At 63.5% G+C, this 25171-nt stretch carries 24 protein-coding genes and 1 tRNA gene; 19 read left to right on the top strand and 6 right to left on the bottom strand.

Annotated elements, in window-relative coordinates; all coding sequences use genetic code 11:
• Window positions 1-11: 11 nt before the first annotated feature.
• The 6 genes from DWF74_RS17720 to DWF74_RS17695 all read left to right on the top strand — a co-directional run bounded on the left by DWF74_RS17720 (window position 12) and on the right by DWF74_RS17695 (window position 6183).
• A complete protein-coding gene (locus DWF74_RS17720) occupies window positions 12-785 on the top strand; it encodes an ABC transporter ATP-binding protein (RefSeq protein WP_102862716.1) in 774 nt (257 codons plus the stop codon).
• Window positions 786-798: 13 nt separating this feature from the next.
• Window positions 799-1551, top strand: a complete 753-nt coding sequence (locus tag DWF74_RS17715; RefSeq protein WP_102862715.1) for an ABC transporter substrate-binding protein — start codon at window positions 799-801, stop codon at window positions 1549-1551.
• A gap of 65 nt (window positions 1552-1616) precedes the next feature.
• Entirely contained in the window at window positions 1617-2312 is a 696-nt protein-coding gene (locus DWF74_RS17710; RefSeq protein WP_016963587.1) for an ABC transporter permease, read from the top strand.
• Window positions 2309-2998: an ABC transporter permease gene (locus DWF74_RS17705; protein WP_016963588.1), complete on the top strand. Its 690-nt coding sequence runs from the start codon at window positions 2309-2311 to the stop codon at window positions 2996-2998. The genes DWF74_RS17710 and DWF74_RS17705 overlap by 4 nt, the downstream gene beginning before the upstream one ends.
• Before the next feature lie 48 nt (window positions 2999-3046).
• Window positions 3047-4258: a methyltransferase gene (locus DWF74_RS17700; RefSeq protein ID WP_115581406.1), complete on the top strand. Its 1212-nt coding sequence runs from the start codon at window positions 3047-3049 to the stop codon at window positions 4256-4258.
• Window positions 4259-4551: 293 nt separating this feature from the next.
• Window positions 4552-6183: a BBE domain-containing protein gene (locus tag DWF74_RS17695; RefSeq protein WP_115581405.1), complete on the top strand. Its 1632-nt coding sequence runs from the start codon at window positions 4552-4554 to the stop codon at window positions 6181-6183.
• Window positions 6184-6551: 368 nt separating this feature from the next.
• Here DWF74_RS17695 and DWF74_RS17690 read toward each other — a convergent pair whose 3' ends face one another.
• A complete protein-coding gene (locus DWF74_RS17690; RefSeq protein ID WP_115581404.1) occupies window positions 6552-8135 on the bottom strand; it encodes an amidohydrolase in 1584 nt (527 codons plus the stop codon).
• 316 nt (window positions 8136-8451) lie between these two features.
• On the opposite strand from DWF74_RS17690, the gene DWF74_RS17685 reads away from it, so the two are divergent.
• The 9 genes from DWF74_RS17685 (at window position 8452) to DWF74_RS17645 (ending at window position 19041) form a co-directional block, all read left to right on the top strand.
• On the top strand, window positions 8452-9369 hold the full coding sequence (locus DWF74_RS17685) for a LysR substrate-binding domain-containing protein (RefSeq protein ID WP_115581403.1): 918 nt from the start codon (window positions 8452-8454) through the stop codon (window positions 9367-9369).
• Between the two features lie 149 nt (window positions 9370-9518).
• Window positions 9519-10610 (top strand): ABC transporter ATP-binding protein, encoded by a 1092-nt coding sequence (locus DWF74_RS17680; RefSeq protein ID WP_115581402.1) that lies wholly within the window; start codon window positions 9519-9521, stop codon window positions 10608-10610.
• Window positions 10611-10701: 91 nt separating this feature from the next.
• Entirely contained in the window at window positions 10702-11814 is a 1113-nt protein-coding gene (locus tag DWF74_RS17675; RefSeq protein ID WP_102862709.1) for an ABC transporter substrate-binding protein, read from the top strand.
• A gap of 10 nt (window positions 11815-11824) precedes the next feature.
• Window positions 11825-12661, top strand: coding sequence for an ABC transporter permease (locus DWF74_RS17670; RefSeq protein WP_060842203.1), 837 nt, complete (start codon window positions 11825-11827; stop codon window positions 12659-12661).
• Window positions 12662-12668: 7 nt separating this feature from the next.
• On the top strand, window positions 12669-13484 hold the full coding sequence (locus DWF74_RS17665; RefSeq protein WP_115581401.1) for an ABC transporter permease: 816 nt from the start codon (window positions 12669-12671) through the stop codon (window positions 13482-13484).
• Window positions 13485-13893: 409 nt separating this feature from the next.
• A complete protein-coding gene (locus DWF74_RS17660) occupies window positions 13894-14370 on the top strand; it encodes a formate dehydrogenase subunit gamma (RefSeq protein WP_115581400.1) in 477 nt (158 codons plus the stop codon).
• The gene (locus DWF74_RS17655; protein ID WP_115581399.1) at window positions 14370-15929 is read left to right on the top strand and encodes an NADH-ubiquinone oxidoreductase-F iron-sulfur binding region domain-containing protein; all 1560 of its coding nucleotides are present in this window, start codon (window positions 14370-14372) and stop codon (window positions 15927-15929) included. Before DWF74_RS17660 ends, DWF74_RS17655 begins: the two co-directional genes overlap by 1 nt.
• Entirely contained in the window at window positions 15926-18823 is a 2898-nt protein-coding gene (gene fdhF / locus DWF74_RS17650; protein WP_115581398.1) for a formate dehydrogenase subunit alpha, read from the top strand. The genes DWF74_RS17655 and fdhF overlap by 4 nt, the downstream gene beginning before the upstream one ends.
• The gene (locus DWF74_RS17645; RefSeq protein ID WP_102862704.1) at window positions 18820-19041 is read left to right on the top strand and encodes a formate dehydrogenase subunit delta; all 222 of its coding nucleotides are present in this window, start codon (window positions 18820-18822) and stop codon (window positions 19039-19041) included. The genes fdhF and DWF74_RS17645 overlap by 4 nt, the downstream gene beginning before the upstream one ends.
• 40 nt (window positions 19042-19081) lie before the next feature.
• Here DWF74_RS17645 and DWF74_RS17640 read toward each other — a convergent pair whose 3' ends face one another.
• A complete protein-coding gene (locus tag DWF74_RS17640) occupies window positions 19082-19726 on the bottom strand; it encodes an amidase (RefSeq protein ID WP_115581397.1) in 645 nt (214 codons plus the stop codon).
• A 234-nt stretch (window positions 19727-19960) separates the two neighbouring features.
• Between DWF74_RS17640 and DWF74_RS17635 the strand changes: the two genes are divergently transcribed.
• Window positions 19961-20036, top strand: a tRNA-Thr gene (locus DWF74_RS17635).
• 336 nt (window positions 20037-20372) lie between these two features.
• Here the strand turns inward: DWF74_RS17635 and DWF74_RS17630 are convergent.
• Together DWF74_RS17630 and DWF74_RS17625 are read right to left on the bottom strand one after the other, a co-directional pair.
• A complete protein-coding gene (locus DWF74_RS17630) occupies window positions 20373-20657 on the bottom strand; it encodes a type II toxin-antitoxin system RelE family toxin (protein ID WP_115581396.1) in 285 nt (94 codons plus the stop codon).
• 10 nt (window positions 20658-20667) lie between these two features.
• Window positions 20668-20901 carry a type II toxin-antitoxin system Phd/YefM family antitoxin gene (locus DWF74_RS17625; RefSeq protein WP_221178206.1) on the bottom strand — a complete coding sequence of 78 codons (234 nt, stop codon included), beginning with the start codon at window positions 20899-20901 and terminating at the stop codon, window positions 20668-20670.
• Between the two features lie 276 nt (window positions 20902-21177).
• On the opposite strand from DWF74_RS17625, the gene DWF74_RS17620 reads away from it, so the two are divergent.
• The gene (locus DWF74_RS17620) at window positions 21178-21564 is read left to right on the top strand and encodes a c-type cytochrome (RefSeq protein ID WP_115581395.1); all 387 of its coding nucleotides are present in this window, start codon (window positions 21178-21180) and stop codon (window positions 21562-21564) included.
• A gap of 31 nt (window positions 21565-21595) precedes the next feature.
• A complete protein-coding gene (locus DWF74_RS17615; protein ID WP_115581394.1) occupies window positions 21596-22726 on the top strand; it encodes a lysozyme inhibitor LprI family protein in 1131 nt (376 codons plus the stop codon).
• Window positions 22727-22796: 70 nt separating this feature from the next.
• Here DWF74_RS17615 and DWF74_RS17610 read toward each other — a convergent pair whose 3' ends face one another.
• Window positions 22797-23492, bottom strand: a complete 696-nt coding sequence (locus tag DWF74_RS17610; RefSeq protein WP_115581393.1) for a tetratricopeptide repeat protein — start codon at window positions 23490-23492, stop codon at window positions 22797-22799.
• Window positions 23493-23497: 5 nt separating this feature from the next.
• Complete coding sequence (locus DWF74_RS17605) at window positions 23498-24163, bottom strand: hypothetical protein (RefSeq protein WP_240321946.1); 666 nt, start codon at window positions 24161-24163, stop codon at window positions 23498-23500.
• A gap of 136 nt (window positions 24164-24299) precedes the next feature.
• Here DWF74_RS17605 and DWF74_RS17600 point away from each other — a divergent pair, with 136 nt between their 5' ends.
• Complete coding sequence (locus DWF74_RS17600) at window positions 24300-25148, top strand: hypothetical protein (protein ID WP_162884105.1); 849 nt, start codon at window positions 24300-24302, stop codon at window positions 25146-25148.
• Window positions 25149-25171 lie beyond the last annotated feature (23 nt).

Raw genomic sequence — 25171 nt, 5'->3', positions numbered from 1 at the left:
GAGGACCGCACATGGCTGAGGCCACGCCCGCGCTTGAAATCCGCAACTTGCACAAACGCTACGGCACTCAGGAGGTACTCAAAGGTATCTCGCTGACCGCACGCGACGGTGACGTGATATCGATCCTGGGTTCCTCCGGCTCCGGCAAGTCCACTTTCCTGCGTTGCATCAACCTGCTGGAAAACCCGCACCAGGGCCAGATCCTGGTGGCCGGCGAAGAGCTCAAACTCAAGGCCGCGAAAAACGGCGAGCTGGTGGCCGCCGACGGCAAGCAGATCAACCGCCTGCGCAGCGAAATCGGGTTCGTCTTCCAGAATTTCAATCTCTGGCCACACATGAGCGTGCTCGACAACATCATCGAGGCACCGCGCCGGGTGCTGGGCCAGAGCAAGGCCGAGGCCATCGAAGTGGCCGAAGCGCTGCTGGCCAAGGTCGGTATCGCCGACAAGCGCCACGCCTACCCGGCCCAGCTGTCCGGCGGCCAGCAGCAACGCGCCGCCATCGCCCGCACTCTGGCGATGCAACCCAAAGTCATCCTGTTCGACGAGCCGACCTCGGCCCTGGACCCGGAAATGGTCCAGGAAGTCCTCAACGTGATCCGCGCCCTGGCCGACGAAGGCCGTACCATGCTGCTGGTCACCCATGAAATGAGCTTTGCCCGCCAGGTCTCCAGTGAAGTGGTATTCCTTCACCAGGGCCTGATCGAAGAGCAGGGATCGCCACAGCAGGTCTTCGAGAACCCGCTTTCGGCACGCTGCAAACAATTCATGTCCAGCAACCGCTAACGGAGCTACACGCATGCAGAGCTATAAGAAGATCCTCCTGGCCGCTGCCGTCACTCTGGCTTTCAGCGCCAGCGCTGCCGCCGAGACCCTGAAAATGGGCATCGAGGCCGCCTACCCACCGTTCAACAACAAGGATGCCAGCGGCCAGGTGGTCGGCTTCGACAAGGACATCGGCGACGCCCTGTGCGCCAAGATGAAGGTCGAATGCACCGTGGTCACTTCCGACTGGGACGGCATCATTCCGGCCCTGAACGCGAAGAAGTTCGACTTCCTGATCTCCTCGCTGTCGATCACCGACGAGCGCAAGCAGGCGGTGGACTTCACCGACCCGTACTACTCCAACAAGCTGCAGTTCATCGCCCCTAAAGACAAAACCGACTTCAAGACCGACAAGGCCTCGCTCAAGGGCAAGATCATCGGCGCGCAACGGGCGACCCTGGCCGGCACCTGGCTGGAAGACAACCTGGGTGACGACATCACCATCAAGCTCTACGACACCCAGGAAAACGCCTACCTGGACCTGACCTCTGGCCGCCTGGACGCGATCCTGGCCGACAAGTACGTCAACTACGAGTGGCTGAAAAGCGAAGCCGGCAAGCCTTACGAGTTCAAGGGCGACCCGGTTGAAGAAAGCGACAAGATCGGGATTGCCGTGCGCAAGAAAGATCCACTGCGCGAGAGACTCAACGCCGCCCTGAAGGAAATCGTGGCCGACGGCACTTACAAGAAGATCAACGACAAGTACTTCCCGTTCAGCATCTATTGATACTGACTTGCCTGACCGGCGCCTGCCCCCTGGGCGCCGGTCCTTAGCAAAGCCATCCAGACCCCATGAATATCGATCTCTACGGATTCGGCCCGGCGCTCGCCGCCGGCGCGCTGATGACCGTCAAGCTGGCCCTCTCGGCATTGTGCCTGGGGCTGGTGCTCGGTCTGCTCGGCGCCTTGGCCAAGACTTCTCCGTACAAGCCGCTGCAATGGCTTGGCGGCGCTTATTCGACCCTGGTGCGCGGCGTTCCCGAGCTGCTCTGGGTCCTGCTCATCTACTTCGGTACGGTCAACCTGATGCGTGCCCTGGGCGAGTTCTTCGGCAACCCCGATCTTGAACTCAATGCCTTCGCCGCCGGGGTGATCGCCCTTGGCCTGTGCTTCGGCGCCTACGCCACCGAAGTGTTCCGCGGCGCGATCCTGGCCATTCCCAAGGGCCACCGTGAAGCCGGCATGGCCCTGGGCCTGTCGAAATGGCGGATCTTCACCCGGCTGATCATGCCGCAGATGTGGCGCATCGCCCTGCCGGGCCTGGGCAACCTGTTCATGATCCTGATGAAGGACACCGCCCTGGTGTCGGTGATCGGCCTGGAAGAAATCATGCGTCACTCGCAGATTGCCGTGACCGTTTCCAAGCAGCCGTTCACCTTCTATATGGTCGCCGCCTTCATGTACCTGGGCCTGACCGTACTGGCCATGACCGGCATGCACTTCCTGGAAAAACGCGCCGCTCGCGGCTTCGCAAGGAGCGCCCAATGAACTGGGAAGTGATCATCAAATGGCTGCCAAAGCTGGCTCAGGGTGCAACCCTGACCCTGGAGCTGGTGGCCATCGCGGTCATCGCCGGCCTGCTGCTGGCGATCCCCCTGGGCATCGCCCGCTCATCACGGCTGTGGTACGTGCGCGCCCTGCCCTACGCCTACATTTTCTTCTTCCGCGGCACACCGCTGCTGGTACAGCTGTTCCTGGTGTACTACGGGCTGGCGCAGTTCGATGCGGTGCGTGAAAGCGCACTGTGGCCCTATCTGCGCGATCCGTTCTGGTGCGCCACCGTGACCATGACCCTGCACACTGCGGCCTACATCGCCGAGATCCTGCGCGGTGCGATCCAGGCCATCCCGCCGGGTGAAATCGAGGCCGCGCGGGCCCTGGGCATGTCCCGACCCAAGACGCTGTTCTACATCATCCTGCCGCGCGCTGCGCGCATCGGCCTGCCGGCCTACAGCAACGAAGTGATCCTGATGCTCAAGGCCAGTGCCCTGGCCAGCACCGTAACCCTGCTGGAACTGACCGGCATGGCACGCACCATCATTGCCCGCACCTACCTGCCGGTGGAGATTTTCTTCGCCGCCGGGCTGTTCTACCTGGTGATGGCCTACGTCCTGGTACGCGGCTTCAAGCTGCTGGAACGCTGGCTGCGAGTCGACGCCTGCCAGGGACGCTGACCTTCCCCCGCTCCCGCCCGGGAGCGGGCCTGCCCGGACCCACCGCCCATGCCCTCGATCCTCCAAGGCCCCGCGCTGCTCGATCGCTTCCAGGCCCTGGACGGCTTCCTGCTTGAACACCAGGCGCTCTGGCGCCCGCGCCCGTTCCACCATCTGCAACTGCCGTGGGAATCCACTCATCCCGAACTGGCCCAGTGGCTAAGCCAACGCTCCCTGGAAGACGCCGAAGCCGCCCACAACCATCCGCAGCAGCTCCAGGCGCCGGCGCCCTTTGCCCAACTGGCGGAGCAGGCCCAAGCACTCGGCGCGCTGGGCGAACTTCCCATAAAGGCACTGCCCGCGCCTCACCCGCGCCTCAAGGTCGACGTGCCCGGGCGTAAATGGCAGCAGATCGAAGCCTTCGCCGCCTGCCTGCAATTCGACCGCGCTCCGACTCACTGGCTTGACTGGTGCTCCGGCAAGGGCCACCTCGGCAGGCGTCTGTTGCAACCCGGGCAGCAACTGACCTGCCTGGAATACGACCCGGCGCTGATCGACAGTGGCGAGCAACTGAGCCGGCACCACGGTTTGCCCGCGCGTCATGTGCAACAGGACGTGCTGGCCGATGACACGCCCCAGCAGCTCTGCGCCGAGCACAGTCCGGTGGCCCTGCATGCGTGCGGCGATCTGCATGTGCGCTTGATCCAGCTGGCCAGCCAGCAGGGTTGTCCACAGCTGGCGATTGCCCCGTGCTGCTACAACCGCACCCACGCCAGCCACTACCGGGGCTTATCCACAGCGGCCCAGGCCTCGCGCCTGGAACTGTCCCTGGAGGACCTGGCACTGCCCATGAGCGAAACCGTCACCGCCGGCGCTCGGGTCCGGCGCCAGCGCGACTGCTCCATGGCCCGGCGCCTGGCCTTCGACCTGCTGCAACGGCAAGTACGTGGGCTCGACCAATACCTGCCGACACCCTCGCTGCCCAGCCACTGGCTGGACAAACCCTTCGCCGACTACTGCCGCGACCTGGCCGCCCTCAAGGAGTTATCCACAGTCGATTGCCAGGATTGGGCCGCGCTCGAAGCCGCCGGCTGGCAGCGCCTGGCCCAGGTGCGCAACCTGGAGCTGCTGCGGGGCCTGTTCCGCCGCCCGCTGGAATTGTGGCTGGTGCTGGACCGTGCGCTGTTCCTGCAAGAACAGGGCTACGCCGTGCGCCTCGGAACCTTCTGCCAGGCTCCCTTGACCCCGCGCAATCTGCTCCTGCTGGCAGAGCGCCCTTAACCGCCTGCTACGACAACTCCGACCCATGCTCGTTGTGCATAACCACCGCGGCCAGTGACCTCACCAACGGACGTCGGATACCCCATGGGTCACCCGCAAGCCATTGAAAGTCGCCGAGCCAGCCGGGGAAGTGACTCAACTTCACAAAAGAAAAAAACCAAGCTCATGACGCCTACTAGTCTCTAAGGCGTGCAGGGCATATGCCGCACTCAAGCCACAGCTCTGGCGCAACTCAAGCGGTCATGTTTCGACAGGAAGTCGCCAAGCTCACCATCACTGACAGGGAGTCAGCCATGAACATCATCGACCCTCAGGCACCCACCTACGAAACCCTGCAAAAGGGTTTCAACTTGCGTTGGCCACCCAGTATCGAACAGGGCGCGAACCGAATTTATGTGTGTACGACACCTGATGAAGTTCTGACGGCAGCCAATACAGCACTGCATGATGGCTATCGCATTACGGTGCGCAGTGGCGGCCACTGCTACGAGGGCTTTGTTTCCAACAAGTTGAGCGGCGAGACACAAAACCTGGCGATTATCGACCTCGGTGAAATGAAAGGCCTGAAGTACGACGAGAGCCAAACCATCACTTCGCCCTGGGATAGCCAGAACAAGACGTATCGTTTCATGGCATTGACCGGCAATCAGAACTGGGACGGCTACCTGTCGCTGTACAAGCAGGCCGGGCGCACCCTTCCTGGCGGCTCATGTTATTCGGTCGGTTTGGGCGGGCACATCAGCGGCGGCGGTTACGGTTTGTTATCGCGCCTTCAGGGCTTGACCGTGGACTGGGTCACCGGCGTCGACCTTCTTGTGCCTGTGGAAAACTCGCGGCAACTGGAGTTCCGGCATGTTCGCGCGGACAGCCCGTCGAACAACGACAAGGCATTGTTCACCGCCTGTTGCGGGGCCGGCGGCGGAAACTTCGGCATCATCATCGGCTACTACTTCGACCAACTCCCACAAGCCCCGCAACAAGCCTACTGGATTCCCCTGGCCTACCCGTGGAAGGAGCTGATTCCCAACTTCTCGAACTTCCTGCGGGCCTATTGGCAATGGTTCTCGGATAACGACGCCAACGCGACCAGCCCGGTGGAAGGCGTTGGCAACGGTGGCTTGTTCACCCTGCTGAAACTCAACCATGTGGACACCTCCGACCATGTGGTGCTGGCGATCCAGTACACCGGCCCCAATGGCCGGGTCGGCGGCGCCAACGATATCCCGCTCAACGACTTCATCAGCAAGATGAACGCCGCGGCAGGCATCACGCCGACCCTGCATGACGGCTTTATCGCGCCCAACATTGCCCCGCTCAGGCACCCGCTCGCCGGCAGGAAGTTCAGAGGCGCGGTGCCTGAGCACACGGCGATGGACTGGCTGTACGTCACGCAAATGATCAACGGCTCGGGCAACAATCAGCGGGGCAAATACAAGTCTGACTATCAGGTCGAACAGTTCTCCGAACAGGCCTGCAACGCCCTGCTGACGCACTTGACCGAAGCCACGCCAGACAAACGCTTCAGCCAGTCGCTGGTACAGATCGACTCCTACGGCGGGGCGATCAATAAAAAGGGCATGGGCACCACCGCGGTTCCGCAAAGAAGCTCCCTGCTCAAAGCCCAATACCAGACGTACTGGACCCACGCTGCCGACGACGCGGTGCAAATCGCCTGGATCCGCAACATCTTCACCGCCGTGCACGGCGGCAAGCCAAAGCGCCCTGCCTACGATGGCTGCTACATCAACTACCCCGATGTGGACATGAAGTACACCGCCACCGGCGCGGTGGACCCCGACTGGCTGAACTTGTACTACGGCTGGAACAGCGAACTCATCAACAGACTGTCCAACCTGAAAGCCACCATCGACCCCAACAACCTGTTTCGTCATGAACTGTCCATTCCGGCCACAAAGGCCGAGTAGGTCGCAGCCTGGCCCCCCGGCGGCATGACCACAGCCTGCTCGGCTGAGCCTGCGTCGCAGGTTCGATGAGCAGGCTGTGGAGCCGTGCGACAGGCTGTCGCGACCTGTGGATAAGTCTGTTGATGGAATTCTGGCAAAGCCTTTGATTGCATGGCGCTGAAGGACTTCTGCAGACTGGTCATTTTTTGTTCATAAAATAAAAGCCCGAAAAAACAGCCAGTTGCATAAAGATGAGAACGGCTCCACAAATCCGACAGTTCCCGGCCCTGGCGACCCATCCGTTGTGCATAAACACCTGAGCGAACGGGCATAACGCCCTGCGCCCAGGTGCCAGGGAGCGACCTCAGGCAAGGGCCTGATAGTGCCCCTTACTCATCGGCCCGCGCCGGGATCCACCACTCTTCGCCCCGGGCGGTGCTGATGTACTCCGGCCAGCGGAAATCATGGGGCACCTTGAAGTCCTCGGGCAGCAGCGGCGCCTGCCAGCGGCTGCCGCCGATACCGCCGCCGGTACGTTCGACGAACTCGGCCTTGGCCGCGCTGAGCAACGCCTCGTCGGTCAGCAGGTCCACCAGGGTCGCGGCGATGGTCTTGGCCGCCACCTCGATCATCGGGTCGATGGTCTGGCGAATGCCGCCCAGGGCGTTGGACACCCAGTCCGGGTAGACCGTGCCCGGCGGCGCGCTGAGCATCGGCCGGGCCACCAGCAGGCGCACGGTCGGGCAGTGCCAGGTGTATTCCGGGTAGTCGTCGGAGGTCAGGTACTGCTGCCAGGCGGGCATTTGCAGGCGCATCTGGCGCTCGCATTCCTGGGGCTCGATCAAGGCTTCGGTGGCCGGCAGGAAGGGCTTGTCCATGGCTTCAAGGCCGAGGTTGCGCTGGATCTCGCGGGCGATTTCCCGGGCTTCCTCATCCCACTGCGGGGCGCCTACCGCCGCCAGGTTGTCGTAGGTGGCCTGGGCCATGACGTGGTTGGGCAGACCGCCCCGGGACTTGCAGACCCAGGTCTTTTTCCAGCGACAACCGGTGGCCATGGCCGCCGCGGCGGCATTGTTGTCCATGACCTGGGAGATGGTTTCGGCCTGCTCGATGGAGTCGCAACGCAGCAGGTACTGGATCTGCGACAGGTGCGGCGGCAGGTTGTCGGCGGTGGCCTGGCCGGCGGTGAGAATCGCCTCGTTGTAGCTCCACAGGCTGGTGAACGGCAGGGTCGAGCGACGCAGACTTTCGTTGAGGGTGTAGAAATGCACCAGGGCGTCGTTGGCCCCCGGCGCTCGGGCCGCCAGGTGGTTCTGCGGAATCGGGCTGTAACGATCGGCGGCGATCCAGTTCTGCGGGTCCTCGCAGGTGAAGCTGTAGATGTAGGCGTAGGCGATGCCGCAGTGGGTGTCCCAGGTGGTGGTGTTGTTCAGCGGCAGCATGTAGGTGGGGTGAAAGCTGATGGCCGCGTCGAGGTCGTCGTAGTAGCCCTTGGCGGCGTGGACCGGCTTGGAGGCGCGGAGTTTTTCCGCCGGCTCGCCGAAGAACCTGATGCTGCCCTGCAGGCCGAATTCCACCATGGTCGCCTTGGCCGCCAGGGCCCCGCCAAGGGCGCTGATGCCCAGGGCCGAATGCGGGTCGGTGTGCCCCGGCGCAAAGCGCGACAGGCCATCGCGCGGCTGCTTGCGGGTGGTCGCCGCCTGACAGTTGCCGGGCACCGCATCGTACTCGCCGTAGGTGGCCAGCAGCGGGCCCTGGCCCTGGGTGAAGGTGGCGCAGAAGGCCGTGGGCATGCCGCCGCTGCCGCGCTCGACGGTGAAGCCCTCGGCCTCCAGCAGTTCGACATACCAGGCACAGGACTTGTACTCGCGGAACGCCGGCTCGGCGTAATGCCAGATGATCTGGTGCCAGTCCGACAGTTGCTGGCGGTGGCGCTCAACCCAATCGAGAGCGAATGCTTTGTAGCGGGACATGCGCGGCACTCCTGGTTATCCAGGTTCCGGCCGGCCGCTGCCCGGACGCCTCGGCACCCGTGCAAGACCTGCAGGACCTCTTGTTGTTATAGGGATGCTCCGGTCGGTTGCGGCCCGGATCGAGGTCCAGTATTGGTGAAGCGGCTGCGACATCAATCGAATTTTTTCGCCAGCAATGTCAACGAAAATTGACCAGTTCGGCGCCATCGCGGCCCATACTGCGACGCGGCCGGCCCCTCCTCGGGGCCCTGCCTGGGCAGCACCCAGGTACCGGCCGGTCCCCTTCGAAGACAGGTTTCCTTGACCCGGAGTTTGCATGCGCTATCCCTCGATCACTGCCCTGCGCGCCCTCGACGCCGTGGCCCGGCTCGGTAGCGTGACCGCCGCCGCCCAGCAACTGAGCCTGACCCGCAGCGCCATCAGCCACCAGATCATCAGCCTGGAACAGAGCCTGGGTTTTGCCCTCACCGAACGGGTCGGGCGCGGCATCGGCCTGACCTACCAGGGCGAGTGCTACGCCCGGGAAGTACGGCGCATCCTCGCGGACATCCAGGACGCCGGGCGGCGTTTCGACGGCCAGGCGGTGTCGGGCAAATTGCGCATCAGCTGCAATCCGGGCTTTGCCAGTTTCTGGCTGTGCAACCACATCAACGGCTTCCTGCGCCAATACCCCCAGGTGCAGCTGCAGGTGGTCAGCCCTCGGGCCCAGGACGACACCAGCGACGCCGAGGCCGACCTGTTCATCGCCTATGGCATCGGCGACTGGCCGGGGCTGCTGGTGGAGCAGATCGTCACCCTGCGCTTTTCACCAGTGTGCAGTCCGCGCCTGATCAACGCCATCGGCGGTTTGAAGAGCCCGCTGGACCTCAAGGACTTTCCGTTGATCCACATGAGCGACAGCAGCGACTGGCGGGTCTGGCTGGCGGCCGCCGGTGCCAGTCAGGTCAACCCCGACCGTGGCATTACCTTCTCCGACGCCCATTGCGCGCAATCCGCCTGTATCGCCGCCCAGGGCGTGGCCATCGGCGACAACCTGCTCAGCGGCGATGCCCTGGCCCGGGGGCTGCTGGTGCGCCCGTTCGATATCAGCATCAGCGCCCTGCGCGGTTATTTCCTGGTGATCGATCCGGCCAAGGCCGAGCGGCCAGCGGTCCAGGCCTTCAGCGACTGGCTGAAAAACCAGCTGCAGGCCAGTGCCCAAAGCATCAGTGACAGCCCGCTGATCGAGCCTTGAAAGCCGGATCGAATGGGAAATTTCACTCACCAATGAGGCAAAAATTATTCCATTGATGTGGCGTTGCTTTTCACAATAATGAATCCACCACCTGCTGCACTCACAATAAAAATTCAATCGTGCAGGTGGGTTTCCGGGAGATCTCTGTAGTGTCCAGCAGCCCCTCGACTCAACTCAGCGCCCAAGGAATCAGCCAGTATTACGGCAACTTCACCGCCCTGGACGGCATCGATCTGGACGTTCGCCAAGGCGAATTCCTCACCCTGCTGGGCCCCTCCGGCTCAGGCAAGACCACCCTGTTGATGATCCTCGCGGGCTTCCTCAGCCCCAGCGCCGGCAAGCTGCTGGAACGTGGCGTCGACATCAGCCGGCGCCCGGCGGAAAAACGCAACTACGGCATGGTGTTCCAGGGCTACGCCCTGTTCCCGCACATGAGCGTGGCCGACAACGTCGCCTATCCCTTGCGCATTCGTGGAGTGAAGGCCGAGGAGCGCCAGCGCCGGGTCAAGCACATCCTCGACGTGGTGGGCCTGGGGGCTCACCTGCACAAGAAACCCTCCGAGCTGTCCGGCGGCCAGCAGCAACGGGTGGCCATCGCCCGGGCCCTGGTGTTCGAGCCGGACATGTTGCTGCTGGACGAGCCGCTGTCGGCCCTGGACAAGAACCTGCGCGAGCAACTGCAGACCGAGCTGCAACGCATCCACCGCCAGGTCGGCACCAGCTTCGTCTTCGTCACCCACGACCAGGGCGAAGCCCTGGCCCTGTCGACCCGCATCGCCATCTTCAACCAGGGACGACTGGCGCAGATCGATACCCCGGAAACCATCTACGACCGGCCGAAAAACCGCTTCGTCGCCGAGTTCCTCGGCAAGATGAACCTGTTCCCGCTGCAGGGCCTTTCCCGCAATGGCAGCCAGGCCAGCGGGCGCTTTGGCGACAGCCCGCTGCACGCCACCACGACCGGTGACATCAGCAACCAGCCGCAGTTGCTGGCGGTGCGCCCGGAACACATGACCCTGCACACCGAGCGCCCACAAGCCGGCGAACACAACGTGCTGCCCGCCTGCCTTGGCGAGCGGGTCTACCAGGGGTCCAGCACTCATCTGGCGCTGAACATCAGCCCGGAACTGGCGCCGGTCAACCTCTCGGTGTCCGGCGATCATCCCGGTGCCCGCTTGCCCAGTGGCACCCCGGTGTGGCTGAGCTGGCCGGTGCGCCACAGCTTCCTGCTGGAAGCCTGAGCCGGCCACGCTCGCTGTCGAGCGTTTGCGTAGAAAGCCAATCACACTATCGGCCGGCGCCTGGCGCATCGGCCTCGCGAGGACTTGCCCCATGAGCCAGCACCACCAACGCGACTGCATCGAAATCCTCATCGAAAAAGCCCGTGGCGGGCAGGTCAGCCGCCGCACCTTCCTCCAGGCCATGGGCCTGCTGTCGGCGGTGCCCCTGGCATTGCGCAGCGGTATCAGCTGGGCGGCGGACAAGCCGCTGGTGGTGGTCAACTGGGGCGGCGATGCGCTCAACGCCTTTCGCAGCGCCTGGACCGACAGCTTCACCCAGAGCACCGGCATCCCGGTGCGCATCGACGGCGCCGGCCCCACCGAAGGCGCCATCCGCTCGCAGCTGGCCAGCGGCCGGCCAAGCTGGGACGTGGTGGATGTGGACAGCTACAGCGCCATGACCCTGGGCCGCGACAAGGTCCTCCAGCCCCTGGACTACAGCGTGGTGCAACGGGACCTGGTGGCCCCGGAGCTGTCCCACGAACACGGCGTCGCCGGCTACCTGTTCAGCTACGTGATCGCCTGGGACAGCCAGAAATACGGCAACCACAGCCCCAAAAACTGGGCGGATTTCTGGAACGTGGAGCAATTCCCCGGCAAGCGCACCCTCTACAAATGGATGAACGGCATGCTCGAAGCCGCGCTGCTGGCCGATGGCGTGGCCGCCGACCAGCTGTACCCGCTGGACGTGCCCCGGGCCTTGCGCAAGATCGATGAGCTCAAGCCCCACGTCCTGTCGTTCTGGGGCTCGGGCGCGGAAAGCCAGCAGCTGATGATCGAAGGCGAAGCCTCCATGGGCGCCATCTGGCACACCCGCGCCACCCTGCTCCACGAGGACAGCGGCGGCCGCATCCAGTGGGGCTTCGACCATGCCTTCCTCAACGCCAGCAGTTGGGGCGTGCTCAAGGACAACCCGGCAGGCGCCGCACCGGCCATGCAGTTCATCCAGCACGCCTTGCAGCCCGCCGGCCAGTTGAAGCTGTTCGAAGCCCTGGGCAACGGCCCGTCCAACGCCGCCACCCAGCAACTGATGAGCGCCGAACAGCGAGAGATCAACTGCGCCTCCGAAGCCAACATGAAGAAGCAGATCTTCCTCGACACCCAGTGGTACGCCGACCACTACTCCAGCACCCTGGAGCAGTACCTGACCCACCTGTCCAAGTGAGCCGTCGACCATGAGTGCAACCCGAACCGCGCGCCTGGAACGCAGCCTGCTGCTGTTTCCCCTGCCGTTGCTGCTGGTGGTGTTCTACCTGTTGCCGTTCTTCGGCGTGGTGAGCTGGAGCTTCACCCTGCCCGAGCCCGGGATCGAGCAGTACCAGCGCATCGCCACGGACCCGGCGATCCACGACATGCTCCTGCGCACCCTGCGCCTGTGCCTGACCGTGAGCCTGCTGGCCCTGGTGATCGGCTACCTGCTGGCCTACTGCTGGGTGTTCAGCCCGCCGTTCTGGCAGCGCATGGTGGAGATCTGCGTGTTCATCCCGTTCTGGATCTCGGTGCTGGTGCGGGCCTTCGGCTGGCTGATCGCCCTGCGCAGCAATGGTGTGGTCAACGACAGCCTGCTGTCCCTGGGCTGGATCGATCATCCGTTGCAACTGACCCGCAACGAGCTGGGAGTGGTGATCGGCATGCTGCACTTCATGATTCCGTATGCGCTGTTCCCGCTGCTGTCGAGCATGCGCCAGCTGGATCAACGGGTGCTGCTGGCCTCCCGCGGCCTGGGCGCCGGCGCGCTGCGGACCTTCTGGCAAGTGCTGCTGCCCCAGACCCTGCCGGGGCTCTTGGGGGCCTTCATCATGGTCTTCGTGTTCTGCCTGGGCTTCTTCATCACCCCGGTGCTGCTGGGCGGCGGGCAGACGGTGATGATCGCCGAGTACGTGTTCCTGCAGATGTTCCAGACCAGCAACTGGGGCCTGGGCGCGGCCCTGAGCCTGGTGCTGCTGACCCTGGTCAGCGCGCTGATCTGGCTGCTGCTGCGCGTCACCCGTGTCAATCGACTGGTGGGTTGAGGTCACTATGAATACACATCGCACTGCATTGAGTACCCGACTGATCGCCGTGGTCGCCATGGCCTTCATGCTGTTCCCGCTGCTGACGGTGATCCCGGTGTCGTTCACCGCCAAGCGCTACCTGTCGATGCCGGACGGCAACTGGTCGCTGCGCCACTACGAGGCGCTGCTGAGCAATCCCGACTGGCTGTCGAGCATCGGCCAGAGCCTGGCGATTGCCAGCGCCACCAGCCTGATCGCCACCGTGCTGGCGGTGAGCTTCAGCCTCGGCATCTGGTACCTGCGCTCGCGCCTGGCGACCCTGCTGATCGGTCTGGTGCTGCTGCCCATGGCCATTCCGCCGGTGATCTCGGCGCTGGTGCTGTACTTCATGGAAACCAACCTGGGGCGCATCGCACCGGGCTGGGGCTACGACACCCTGCCCGGGGTGGTGATCGCCCACGTGGTGATGGTGGTGCCCTACGGCGTGGTGACCATGCTGGTGGCCCTGAGCCAGGTGGACCGGCGCATCGAACTGGCCTCGCGCAACCTGGGAGCGAGCCTGATGCAGACCACCTTCCTGGTGATGCTGCCGAACCTCAAGCTGGGGATTTTCTCCACCGCGCTACTGAGCTTTGCCCTGTCCTGGGAGGAGGTGGCGGTGACCCTGTTCATCACCAGTGTCGACGTCAACACCCTGCCCCGGCGGATCTGGAGCGGCCTGCGGGACAACGTCGACCCCAGCGTGGCGGCGATCTCGGTGCTGCTGATCGGCCTGACCCTGCTGGTGCTCATGGGCCGCCTGGCCTTGCAGTACGCCGCCCAGCGCCGCGCCCGCACCTGACAGCCCCCTGTGGCGAGGGAGCTTGCTCGCTCGCCACCCCTTCTTTCGCGCTCATGACTAATCACCTTCTAGCTGACCGACGTCATGCCCCGCCCCCCGCGTTTTATCCGATAGTGCGCAGCTCGCTCCAACGGCTTGCCCGGGCTCTTCTAGACTCGATGGGTGGTCGTATTCGGAACCGAACGGGTCGCTTTCGTGCGGTTCAATCAGAGGCAGCGTGTCAAGCTGCCCTTTATGCCCTGAACAGGTGCGGCAACGACCGTACCGGGTACAACAAGATACCCATTCAGGGTGCATGGCCAACGGCCTGAAACGCCGCGCTACCGTGACGTGGCAACCAGTGCCGCAGCCGACACTTTCGGACAGCCGACAACCACCAGGTTCGTCCGTGACCGTGAGGAATTGCTGTATGCCTGATGAAACACTGCATCTGCCGTTGATCCACACCCTGCTGGAGCGTCACAAAGGCTCCCCGGGTGCGCTGTTGCCGATTCTCCATCAGATTCAGGAAGAGCTCGGCTACATCCCCGATCTGGCCGTCCCCGACATTGCCCATGCGCTCAATCAGAGCCAGGCGGAAGTGCGCGGGGTGATCAGCTTCTACCATGATTTTCGTACCGCGCCACCGGCGCGGCACATCCTGCGCCTGTGCCGTGCCGAGTCCTGCCAGAGCCGCGGCGCCGAGCAACTGGCGGCGCAACTGCGCGCACGCCTGCAACTGGATGACCACGGCAGCAGCGCTGACGGTTCCATCAGCCTGCGGCCGGTGTACTGCCTGGGTGCCTGTGCCTGCTCGCCGGCCCTGGAGCTGGATGGACAACTGCATGCCCGAGTCAGCGCCGAATGCCTGGACGCGCTGCTGGACAGTTGCCGGGAGGACGCGTGATGCCGAGCCTCTATCTGCCCTGTGATTCCCTGGCCCGGGCCGTGGGCGCCGACGCGGTGGCCGACGCCATCGCCGCCCAGGCCGAGCACCACAACCTGCCGCTGCAATTGCAACGCACCAGCTCCCGTGGCCTGTACTGGCTGGAACCGCTGCTGGAAGTCGATACCCCGGACGGACGCCTGGGCTTCGGCCCGGTGAGCGTCGCCGACGTGCCCTCGCTGCTGAAAGCCCTGCAAGACGCCCCTACCAGCCATCCCCTGGCCCTGGGCCGAGTCGAAGACCTGCCCTACCTGAAAAGCCAGCAACGCCTGCTGTTCGCCCGCGCCGGCATTACCCGGCCGCTGTCCCTGGCGGACTATCGGGCCCACGGCGGCTTCGAGGGCCTGGGCCGCGCCGTCGCCCTGGGCGGTGAGCAGACCGTGACCACGGTGCTCGACTCCGGCCTGCGCGGCCGCGGCGGCGCGGCGTTCCCCGCCGGGATCAAATGGCGCACCGTGCGCGACACCCCGCAGCAGCAAAAGTACGTGGTGTGCAACGCCGACGAAGGCGACTCTGGCACCTTCGCCGACCGCATGCTGATGGAAGGCGACCCGTTCCTGCTGATCGAAGGCATGGCCATTGCCGGCATCGCGGTCGGCGCCAGCTACGGCTACATCTACGTGCGCTCGGAATATCCCCAGGCGGTGGCGACCTTGCGCGAGGCCCTGGACATCGCCCGGGATGCCGGTTACCTCGGGGCCAATGCCGGCGGTAGCGGCCAGGCGTTCGACATGGAGGTACGGGTCGGCGCCGGGGCCTATATCTGCGGCGAGGAAACCGCGCTGCTGGACTCCCTGGAAGGCAAGCGCGGCATCGTTCGCGCCAAGCCACCGATCCCGGCGCTGCAAGGCCTGTTCGGCCAGCCGACCCTGGTGCACAACGTGCTGACCCTGGCCTCGGTGCCGCTGATCCTGGAAAAGGGTGCAGCCTTCTATCGCGACTACGGCATGGGCCGCTCCCTGGGCACCATGCCCTTCCAGCTGGCGGGCAACGTGCGTCATGGCGGCCTGGTGGAACGGGCCTTCGGCCTGACCCTGCGCGAACTGGTGGAAGGCTACGGCGGCGGCACCGCCAGTGGCCGGCCACTGAAGGCCGCGCAAGTGGGCGGCCCGCTCGGCGCCTGGGTGCCACCGGCGCAGTTCGATACACCGCTGGATTACGAAGCTTTCGCCGCCATGGGCGCGATGCTCGGCCACGGCGGCGTGGTGGTGGCCGATGACAGCCTGGACATGGCCCACATGGCGCGCTTCGCCCTGCAATTCTGCGCCGAGGAATCCTGCGGCAAATGCACCCCGTGCCGCATTGGCTCGACCCGCGGCGTGGAGGTCATCGACCGCCTGCTGGCGGCCCCCGATCAAGGCCGCCGCGACGAGCAGGCGCTGATCCTCAAAGACCTGTGCGACACCCTGCAATACGGTTCGCTGTGCGCCCTGGGCGGGATGACCTCCTACCCGGTGGCCAGCGCCCTGAAGCACTTTCCCGCCGACTTCGGTCTGCAGCCCTCGGAGGCCGACCAATGATCAGTATTTTCGACCCTGCCACAGACATCGACCTCAATGCCGTGGACTTCGGCACCCCGGCCCGCGACAGCCAGGTGCAAGTCAGCCTGAACATCGACGGCCGCAGCATCAGCGTGCCCCAGGGCACCTCGGTGATGCGCGCCGCGGCACTGATGGGCACCACCATTCCCAAACTCTGCGCCACCGACAGCCTGGAAGCCTTCGGCTCGTGCCGCATGTGCCTGGTGGAGATCGACGGCATGCGCGGCTACCCGGCCTCCTGCACCACCCCGGTCAGCGAAGGCATGGTGGTGCATACGCAAACGCCGAAACTGGCGACCCTGCGGCGCAACGTGATGGAGCTGTACATCTCCGACCACCCGCTGGACTGCCTGACCTGCTCGGCCAATGGCAACTGCGAACTGCAGACCGTGGCCGGCCAGGTGGGCCTGCGGGAAGTGCGCTACGGCTATGACGGCGCCAACCACCTGGACGATCAGAAAGACAGCTCCAACCCCTACTTCGACTACGACCCGAGCAAGTGCATCGTCTGCAACCGCTGCGTGCGCGCCTGCGAGGAGACCCAGGGCACCTTCGCCCTGACCATCAGCGGCCGCGGCTTCGAATCCCGGGTCGCGGCGGCCGGTGGCGACAACTTCCTGGACTCCGAATGCGTATCCTGCGGTGCCTGCGTGCAGGCCTGCCCCACCGCGACCCTGATGGAAAAAAGCGTGGTGGAAATGGGCCAGCCGGAGCGGGCAGTGATCACCACCTGCGCCTACTGCGGGGTTGGCTGCTCGTTCCGCGCCGAGATGAAGGGCGAGCAACTGGTGCGCATGGTTCCGGACAAGAACGGCCAGGCCAACCACGGCCATTCCTGCGTCAAGGGCCGCTTCGCCTGGGGCTACGCCACCCACCCGGATCGCATCACCAAGCCGATGATCCGCAAGCACATCAGCGACCCGTGGCAGGAAGTCAGCTGGGACGAAGCGGTGACCTACGCCGCCAGCGAGCTGCGGCGCATCCAGTTCAAGTACGGCCGCGACTCCATCGGCGGCATCACCTCCAGCCGCTGCACCAACGAAGAAACCTACCTGGTACAGAAGCTGGTGCGGGCGGCCTTCGGCAACAACAACGTCGACACCTGTGCGCGGGTCTGCCACTCGCCCACCGGCTACGGCCTCAAGCAGACCCTGGGGGAATCCGCTGGCACCCAGAGCTTCGACTCGGTGATGCAGGCCGACGTGATCCTGGTCATGGGCGCCAACCCCAGCGACGCGCACCCGGTGTTCGGTTCCCAGCTCAAACGGCGCCTGCGTGAAGGGGCCAAGCTGATCGTCATCGACCCACGGCGCATCGATCTGGTGGACGCGGTGCACGCCCGCGCCGAGTTGCACCTGGCCCTGCGCCCAGGCACCAACGTGGCCATGCTCAATGCCCTGGCCCATGTGATCGTCACCGAGGGCCTGGTCAATCAAGAGTTCGTCGACGCCCGCTGCGAGCCGCAAGCCTTCGCCCAATGGAGCGCCTTCGTCAGCCGCGCCGACAACTCGCCGGAAGTGCTCGGCGCGATCTGTGGCGTACCCGCCGCCGATATCCGCGCCGCTGCGCGCCTGTACGCCACCGGCGGCAACGCGGCGATCTACTACGGCCTGGGCGTCACCGAACACAGCCAGGGCAGCACCGCGGTGATGGGCATCGCCAACCTGGCGATGGCCACCGGCAACATCGGCCGCGAAGGGGTCGGGGTGAACCCGCTGCGGGGGCAGAACAACGTCCAGGGTTCCTGCGACATGGGCTCCTTCCCCCACGAGCTGCCGGGCTACCGGCACATCTCCAACCAGGCGGTGCGCCAGGAGTTCGAGCAGGCCTGGAACGTCACCCTGCAAGCCGACCCCGGGCTGCGCATTCCCAACATGTTCGAAGCGGCCCTGGGCGGCAGCTTCAAGGGCCTGTACTGCCAGGGCGAGGACATCGCCCAGAGCGACCCCAACACCCAGCACGTGACCGCGGCCCTGTCGGCCATGGAATGCGTGGTGGTGCAGGACATTTTCCTCAACGAGACCGCCAAGTTCGCCCACGTGTTCCTGCCGGGCAGCTCGTTCCTGGAAAAGGACGGCACCTTCACCAACGCCGAACGGCGCATCTCCCGGGTGCGCAAGGTCATGGAGCCGCTGGGCGGCAAGGCCGACTGGGAAGGCACCCTGGCCCTGGCGGCGGCCCTGGGCTACCCGATGCACTACAACCATCCCTCGGAAATCATGGATGAAATCGCCCGCCTGACCCCGACCTTCACCGGCGTCAGCTACGCCAGCCTGGATCGCCACGGCAGCCTGCAATGGCCGTGCAACGACGCCGCGCCGGACGGTACGCCGACCATGCACATCGACGAGTTCGTGCGCGGCAAGGGCCGTTTCATGCTCACCGGCTACGTGCCCACCGACGAGAAGGTCAATGGCCGCTACCCGCTGCTGCTGACCACCGGCCGCATCCTCAGCCAGTACAACGTCGGCGCCCAGACCCGACGCACCGACAACGTTGCCTGGCACGCCGAGGACCGCCTGGAAATCCACCCCACCGACGCCGAGAGCCGGGGCATCAACGAAGGCGACTGGGTGGGCATCGGCAGCCGCGCCGGGCAGACCGTGCTGCGCGCCCGGGTTACCGAGCGGGTAGCGCCGGGCGTGGTCTACACCACCTTCCACTTCCCCGAATCGGGGGCCAACGTGATCACCACCGACAACTCCGACTGGGCCACCAACTGTCCGGAGTACAAGGTCACGGCGGTGGAAGTCAGCCGCGTCTACCACCCTTCCGAATGGCAGAAGCGCTACCAGGCATTCAGCGACGAACAGCATCGCCTGCTGGATGAACGCCGGCGCTCCCGGGGCGGCAAGGCGGAGGTGCGCCGATGAGCACCGCCAACCTGATCAAGATGGCCAACCAGATCGCCGCGTACTTTGCCAACGAGCCGGATCAGGCGCAGGCGGTGCTGAGCGTGCGCAACCACATGCAGATGTTCTGGACCCCGGCCATGCGCAAGGAACTGCTGGCCTGGCAGACCGAGCAGCAAGGTGCCGAACTGCATCCGTTGGTCCAGCAAGCAGTACGTGACGCGGGCTGGGAGGCCTAGGCAAAAGCTCCCTGGCCGGCTAACCCCCGGCCGGGGACACTCACTGACCGGGGCAACGCCGGTCCGCTGGAGGCCTGGACTGGACCGCCAGCGGCAGGGTTGCCCCCGGTTTGCTCAGCGGCAGCAACTGGTACACCGCAAACGCACACATCGCTTGCACCTCGCCCCCGGCCACCGGGATGTAATTCAAGCCGACAAAGGCTTCGTAACTCTTGCCCGGCTCCAACAGCACCACCTTCTTCACCGGCGGACAGGTGCGATAGGTACTGCCATAACTGCCTGCGGCAACACCTCCCCCTTCCAGCAGAAAAGGCCTGCCAGCGGGCACCCGATACTCGGTGACGACCTCGTTGTAAGAACCCTCGCCCATACGGATCGCCCCCACGTAGGACGGCAGCTTCGGCGCGAAACGCGGCAGCATGTCGATCTGCCTTGGCTGCATGGGAAACTGCGGATAGTTGATGTTCGCCTGTTGATCGCTGCCGAAGCGCCCGGCCTTGGCCAAGCGCTTGCTGTCACCCTGGCAACCGGCATAGACCTCACCGCGCACCTCGCCATTGGTGATCACCCGCAACTGCGCCGTCGGCACACCCAGGGGCGGCTCCGAATAAGGCTCCACCGGCTTGACGCTACAGGCGCCGAGCAACGACAGCAGCGCCAGCAAGGGAATATTTCCAGGTTTCATGACTGATCTTTCCTTTGTCTGAAGCGGTATGAGCGGCTGAGCAGGCTATCGGCCGAGTGGGGGCCGTCTGCACTGAATCATCGGCTATCCGCCGATGATTCAAAGCCTCCTCGCGCTTGAGCCCCAGAGTGCCTGGGAACGCTACGTATAGAGTCCGCATGGGCCCACGCAAAAATAGTCAGATTTCAGGGGTTTACAGAACCCCGCCAATCGCTATAATCGTCGCCCTAACACGCCGGTATAGCTCAGTTGGTAGAGCAACTGACTTGTAATCAGTAGGTCCCGGGTTCGACTCCTGGTGCCGGCACCATACAAAACGAAGCCCCTGCAGAAATGCAGGGGCTTTGTTGTTTCCGTACCTCAGAAAAGCCTCACGTCATGTCGTGAGAGCGCCCACAAATTGTCCGCACCTACGCTTTCGCTTCCTGGCATGCCCATCATTTTCATCGAGACTTGGGATTTGCTCGTCGTCAACGCACGACCTATGCCTCTAGCCATTTCGAGCAGGTCATTTGCATCGAATTTGATCGACGCGCAACCAGAAGGATAAGGAGCGCCCACGTGGCAGGCACCCAGCAGAGCTCCCTCGAAGGGCCAAGGTGATGGAAGGTTGGATAAAAAAACCCGCCGAAGCGGGGCTCAAGGGTCAGACTCGCCTATTGGCGGCCTCATAGACTTCATCGTCGCGTCTGGCCCCAATGCACAGGACCAGCACGATCTCAGAACCTTGGATCCTATAGACGATGCGAACATCACCTGTCCGAATCCGGCGGTGACCGGCGAGAGCGCCGCGAAGGAGCTTGCCGATCTTGTCTGGCTCGCCTTCAACGATCCGCTCCCGGATCACCTTAAGGACTCTTTTTGCCTCAGCCCTACCTAACTGAGCGAGATCTCGCTCAACATCAGGGTGAAACCGAACGCTCCAGGTCATTGACTATTGCCTACTTGAAGCGAGCCTCCATGTCCTCAAGGCTCACTGTGTTCTGTTCGTCCAAAGTGGACAGGCGCTCAATGGCCAAACGCTCAGCGCGAAGATCTTCGAGTTCGTCCTGCAAAGCTTGGTAGGCGTCTACACCCACCAGCACAGCTGCTGGCTCGTTATCCTTGAAAATCACCAAATGAGTGACTTCACCGCTCGTAACTTCCTTCAGTTTCGCGCTAAAGCCTCGAACCATCGCTGTAGCGGACACTGCCTGCTCAGCTCGGTCTAGGAGTGCACTCATGCTCTATTGCCTCGATTCATCACTCAGTTCGTTCGTCTTTGTCAGTTCATTATCAGTCGGTATTGCGGCACGCGCACCCTCAATATACGCAATATTATGCATACAACAATACACATCAAAAAAATAACGATGAACGGAACCACGTGTGAACCTAACTGTTTTGGCTATCCATCTGCACCGCACTTCATGCTCCAATACCCGCCGATCCCCGTTGTACACAGGCCGCCCATGAAGTCCATTTCCCTATCGATCCTGACCCTGTTGCTCCACTCCCTGCTGTTCAGCGCTCCGGCCCTGGCCGGCGACGCCGAGGCCGGTGGCAAGCTGTTCAAGCGCTTGTGCAGCGGCTGCCACAATATAGGGCCTTCGGTGCGCAGTTCGTTCGGGCCGCAGCTCAACGGCATCATCGATCGCCCGGCAGGCAGTGCCACGGACTATCAATACTCAACGGCCATGAAGTCGTCGGGCATCGTCTGGACCCGGGACAAGCTCATCCAGTACCTGGAAGATCCAAAAGCCGTGGTGCCCGGTACGCGGATGATTTTCTGGGGGCTGAGCGATGAAGAGAAAATCGATAATCTGCTGGCCTATCTGCAGACCTTCCCTTCCCCCTGATCCGAGCTCGTTTGCCTACAAGGATGTTTTGATGAAGTTTCCTCTGCTGTCGCTTGCCGCTACGGGCCTGGCCCTGGCTGCATTCATGCCCCAGTTGCAGGCCGCCGGTTTCGACTGCGCCAAGGCCTCTACCCGGGTGGAGAAAACCGTCTGCGACACGCCGACCCTGTCCGCCAAGGACGATGAGTTGAACCGCCGCTACCAGGCCCTCAAGCACCTGCAGGTGTTTCGCCTGTTGCAAACCCAGTGGCTGCGGGAAGTGCGCGACACCTGCACCGACAGCGACTGCCTGGAGTCGGCCTATCGGTCCCAGGTGAAAATGCTCACGCTGTTGCCGATCCCTCCGGCACCCGACAAGGACGAGCTGCTGCCCATGGACCCCACCCGTCAGTACCGCCTGCAGGACCCTGATGACTGGCAGCGCTTCACCCTGGCCAAGTTCACCGCCGCTCCAGCGCAAGGCGATCAGCAGATCGTCGACGCCCAGGTGCTGGATGGCGTGCTGCATGTGGTGCTGTTCGTCGGTCAGTACCAGAGAGGACGGGAAGGCTATGTCGGCACCCTCTACGAATACGCCGATGACCAGCCCGGCCTGCATCCCATTGCCCGGGATATCGGCTTTGTCGGCTGGGCCCTGCCGGGGGCCAACGATCAGGGCCAGCGCTTTGCCGGGATCGTCGACGGGGTGTTCTATTACCGCCAGCGCAGCGGCGGCGAGTTGCAGCAGGGCATGCGCTATCGCCTGGGCTCGCGCAGTGCTCCCGAAGCCAGCCAGCAGGTGTTCCAGTCGCTCTCCAACACCCTGCGCCATGCCCGGGCGCGGGTCGGCCAGGATCTGAACCAGGAGAACTACAGCCTGTCCCTGGACTACGACCGGCAGAGCAATAACACCTACTCCGAGAACGTCACCGAGCACAATGAGGTCGAGGCCGGCTGGAGCATCGTCAATCCCACCTGGAGCGAAACCCGCCCGGTGATGTACTTCGATAACGAAGGGCCGCGGGCCTGTATCTGGCGGGTCGACGTGCAGCACAAGGTGCTGTCCAAGATCGTCCCGGAGCATGAAGCGATTTCAGCCCGTCCTGTGGATATCCATGGCCGTGAGGCGGTGGTGTACCTGGAAGGCGATCAGCTGAAGTTCGCGATCAATCCGGATGACTGATGGGCAAGGTTGCTGAACAAAAAGGCTCGCCAAACGGCGAGCCTTTTTCATTGCGTCGGCAAGGCTCTGCTCAGGGCAGGCTGATCTGGTATTCGGCCAGCTTGGCCTGGTGCTGCGGTTCGACGTACTTCTGGTCCACCCGCTTGGCGAACTGGGTAAAGTCGGCGCGGGCATCGTCGGTCAGGCCCAGTTTTTCGTAGGCCAAACCACGATGGTAGAAGGCCCAGGCATAGTCCGGCTGCTTTTGCAGACCGGCGCTATAGGCTTCAGCCGCCTCACGGTATTGCCCCAGGTCGTAGAGGGCCTGGCCCAGGTGGTAGTAGGTCGGCATGTTGAAGCCGCTGCCCTTGCCCGCCTCGCCCAGGTTGGCGTCGAGGTTGGACTGCACCAGTTGCAGGGCCTTTTGCGGGTTGCCCGACTCACGATAGAGACGGCTCAGGTCCAGCACCGCACGGGCATCGGGTTTGGGCCCCAGTTCGATGGATTTTTCCTTGGCGCTGATGGCTTCCGGGTAACGCTTGAAGCTGGCGTAGGCGTCGGACTTCAGCCAGTACACCAGACTCTGCATCGGCTTGGGCAGTTGGTTTTTCGACAGGCACAGGTCGGCCTCTTGCAGCACCACATCGAACTTCTCGGCCTTGGAGGCCTGGCCCACCAGGCGGCAATGGGCGTAGTTGATCTGGTCCTGGCTCTGCAGGCTGGCACAGCCAGTGACGGCAAGGGCACACACAAGCAGGATCGACCCGCGTACAGACAATGAAGGCATGTTGTTCAATCCAGCAGGTGAGCGTTGAGGTCAGGGCGATAGACCTGCAGCAGTGGCGCGGTAACCGTGCCCTGCAGGCTGCAGAAGATCGTGGTGCGACCTGAGATCGGCGCGCTGGCGATGCCTTTGTCGATGCTCAATACCCGCTCGACGAAACCGAACGGCGTGGCCACGCCGCCGCCGACCAGACCTTCGGTGCGCCAGCTGTCGATAGGGTCGCCCACCCGGCGGATCTCCACCCGGACCATGGCGCTGCGGTCTGCCTTCAGGCGGTGGTTGTCCACCAGCAGAGGTTTGAGCGCCGCGGCCACTTCACGGGGCTCGCCCTCGGCAATAAACCCCCAGAACAGCAGGTTACCCACCGACTTCAGCGACTGGGCTTCATTGTAGTAGCCCAGCAAGCGCACGCCGTTGACCAGCAGCGGCTGTTCGAACGCCTGGTAGCGGCCGCCTTCCTGCAAGGGGTTCAGGATCTTGGGCGCACTCACCGCACCGTACTTGGCCACGGTCAAGGTCGCGGCCGGCAGTTGGGCGGTGTTCAGGCTCTGGAAAAACTGCGCATCGCAGCGTGAGAACTGCCTGAGCAACTGCTCGGATGCAGTCGCTGGCTGGCCGTGGGCGATGCTGGCGACGCTCAGCAGGCACAGGCCGGATAACAGGGTACGGAACATCGAAATCATCCGTGACAGGAAGGAGCCGCGGACTGTAGCAAGATTGATATCGACCAACCACTCGCCGAAAATCCCGGTGCCCCGTGACCAGGCCATTCATGGCCAGACCTGCCTGCCCCCCAAGGACCACCCGCAGATGGAACTGTCAGAACGACTACTGAAAATCCTCAAGAACAACCCCAGCTGGATCGGGCGGGTGTATGAGTCATTCATCATTTCGGCGATCAAGGACTTCGAGCGCAACAATCCGCCGGCCCATAGCCCTGACTTTAAGCCAGAGACCAACCGTAGGCCTTACGGTTACCTGCACAACAAGCTGTTCGACCCGGTCAGCGAAGACAATGGCGAAAGCGATGTGGCGGATATTTACTTTGGCTATCCGCAACCGCTCCTGGATTCGTGCAAGGTCACCACTGACCCCCTGAACGAAGACACAGACTGGTTCTGCCGAACCACCTGGAACGGCTGGGCGGTGGAGGTCAAAACCAAGCTCGTCGACAAGACAGAGCGACCTCTTCGTCACCTGGCCTATGCCAACGAACTGAAAACTGCGCTGCCGGTGTCTCCCAAGGCAGCCTGGATGCAGACCCGCAATGGCAAGGAATTAACCAGTAACCAGCTCAAACGACGCTGGGCAGACCTCTACGTTTATATCCTCTACCAACTCGACGACGGTATTCCGGACTTCACGGGCGCTACCGGCACCTACATCATGGTGATCCCGACCTTCATCTTGAATGAAGCATTGAAAGACACTGGCGAAAACGCGGAGACCATACAGCTCAACAAGCTCATGAAGGTTCTGGCCCCTCACCACCTGCGCTACTTCACCTACCTGACGGAACACATTCCAGGGAAAATGCTTCATCTCGCCAGCGAACATTGGCAAGAAATGTTTGCCTACAAGCGCGAAGGCGACGCCTTGAAAAGACAGTGGTACGAAAACATCCACCTGCCCTCTCAGGCAAAACCCCGCAAGCGATAACCGAACATGAAAAAGCCCCGAAC

Origin of the sequence: Pseudomonas protegens (assembly GCF_003363755.1) — a bacterium.
GTDB lineage: Bacteria > Pseudomonadota > Gammaproteobacteria > Pseudomonadales > Pseudomonadaceae > Aquipseudomonas > Aquipseudomonas danubii.
The sequence above is the reverse complement of the archived record's forward strand: the minus strand, read 5'-3'. Positions and strand labels throughout refer to the sequence as shown.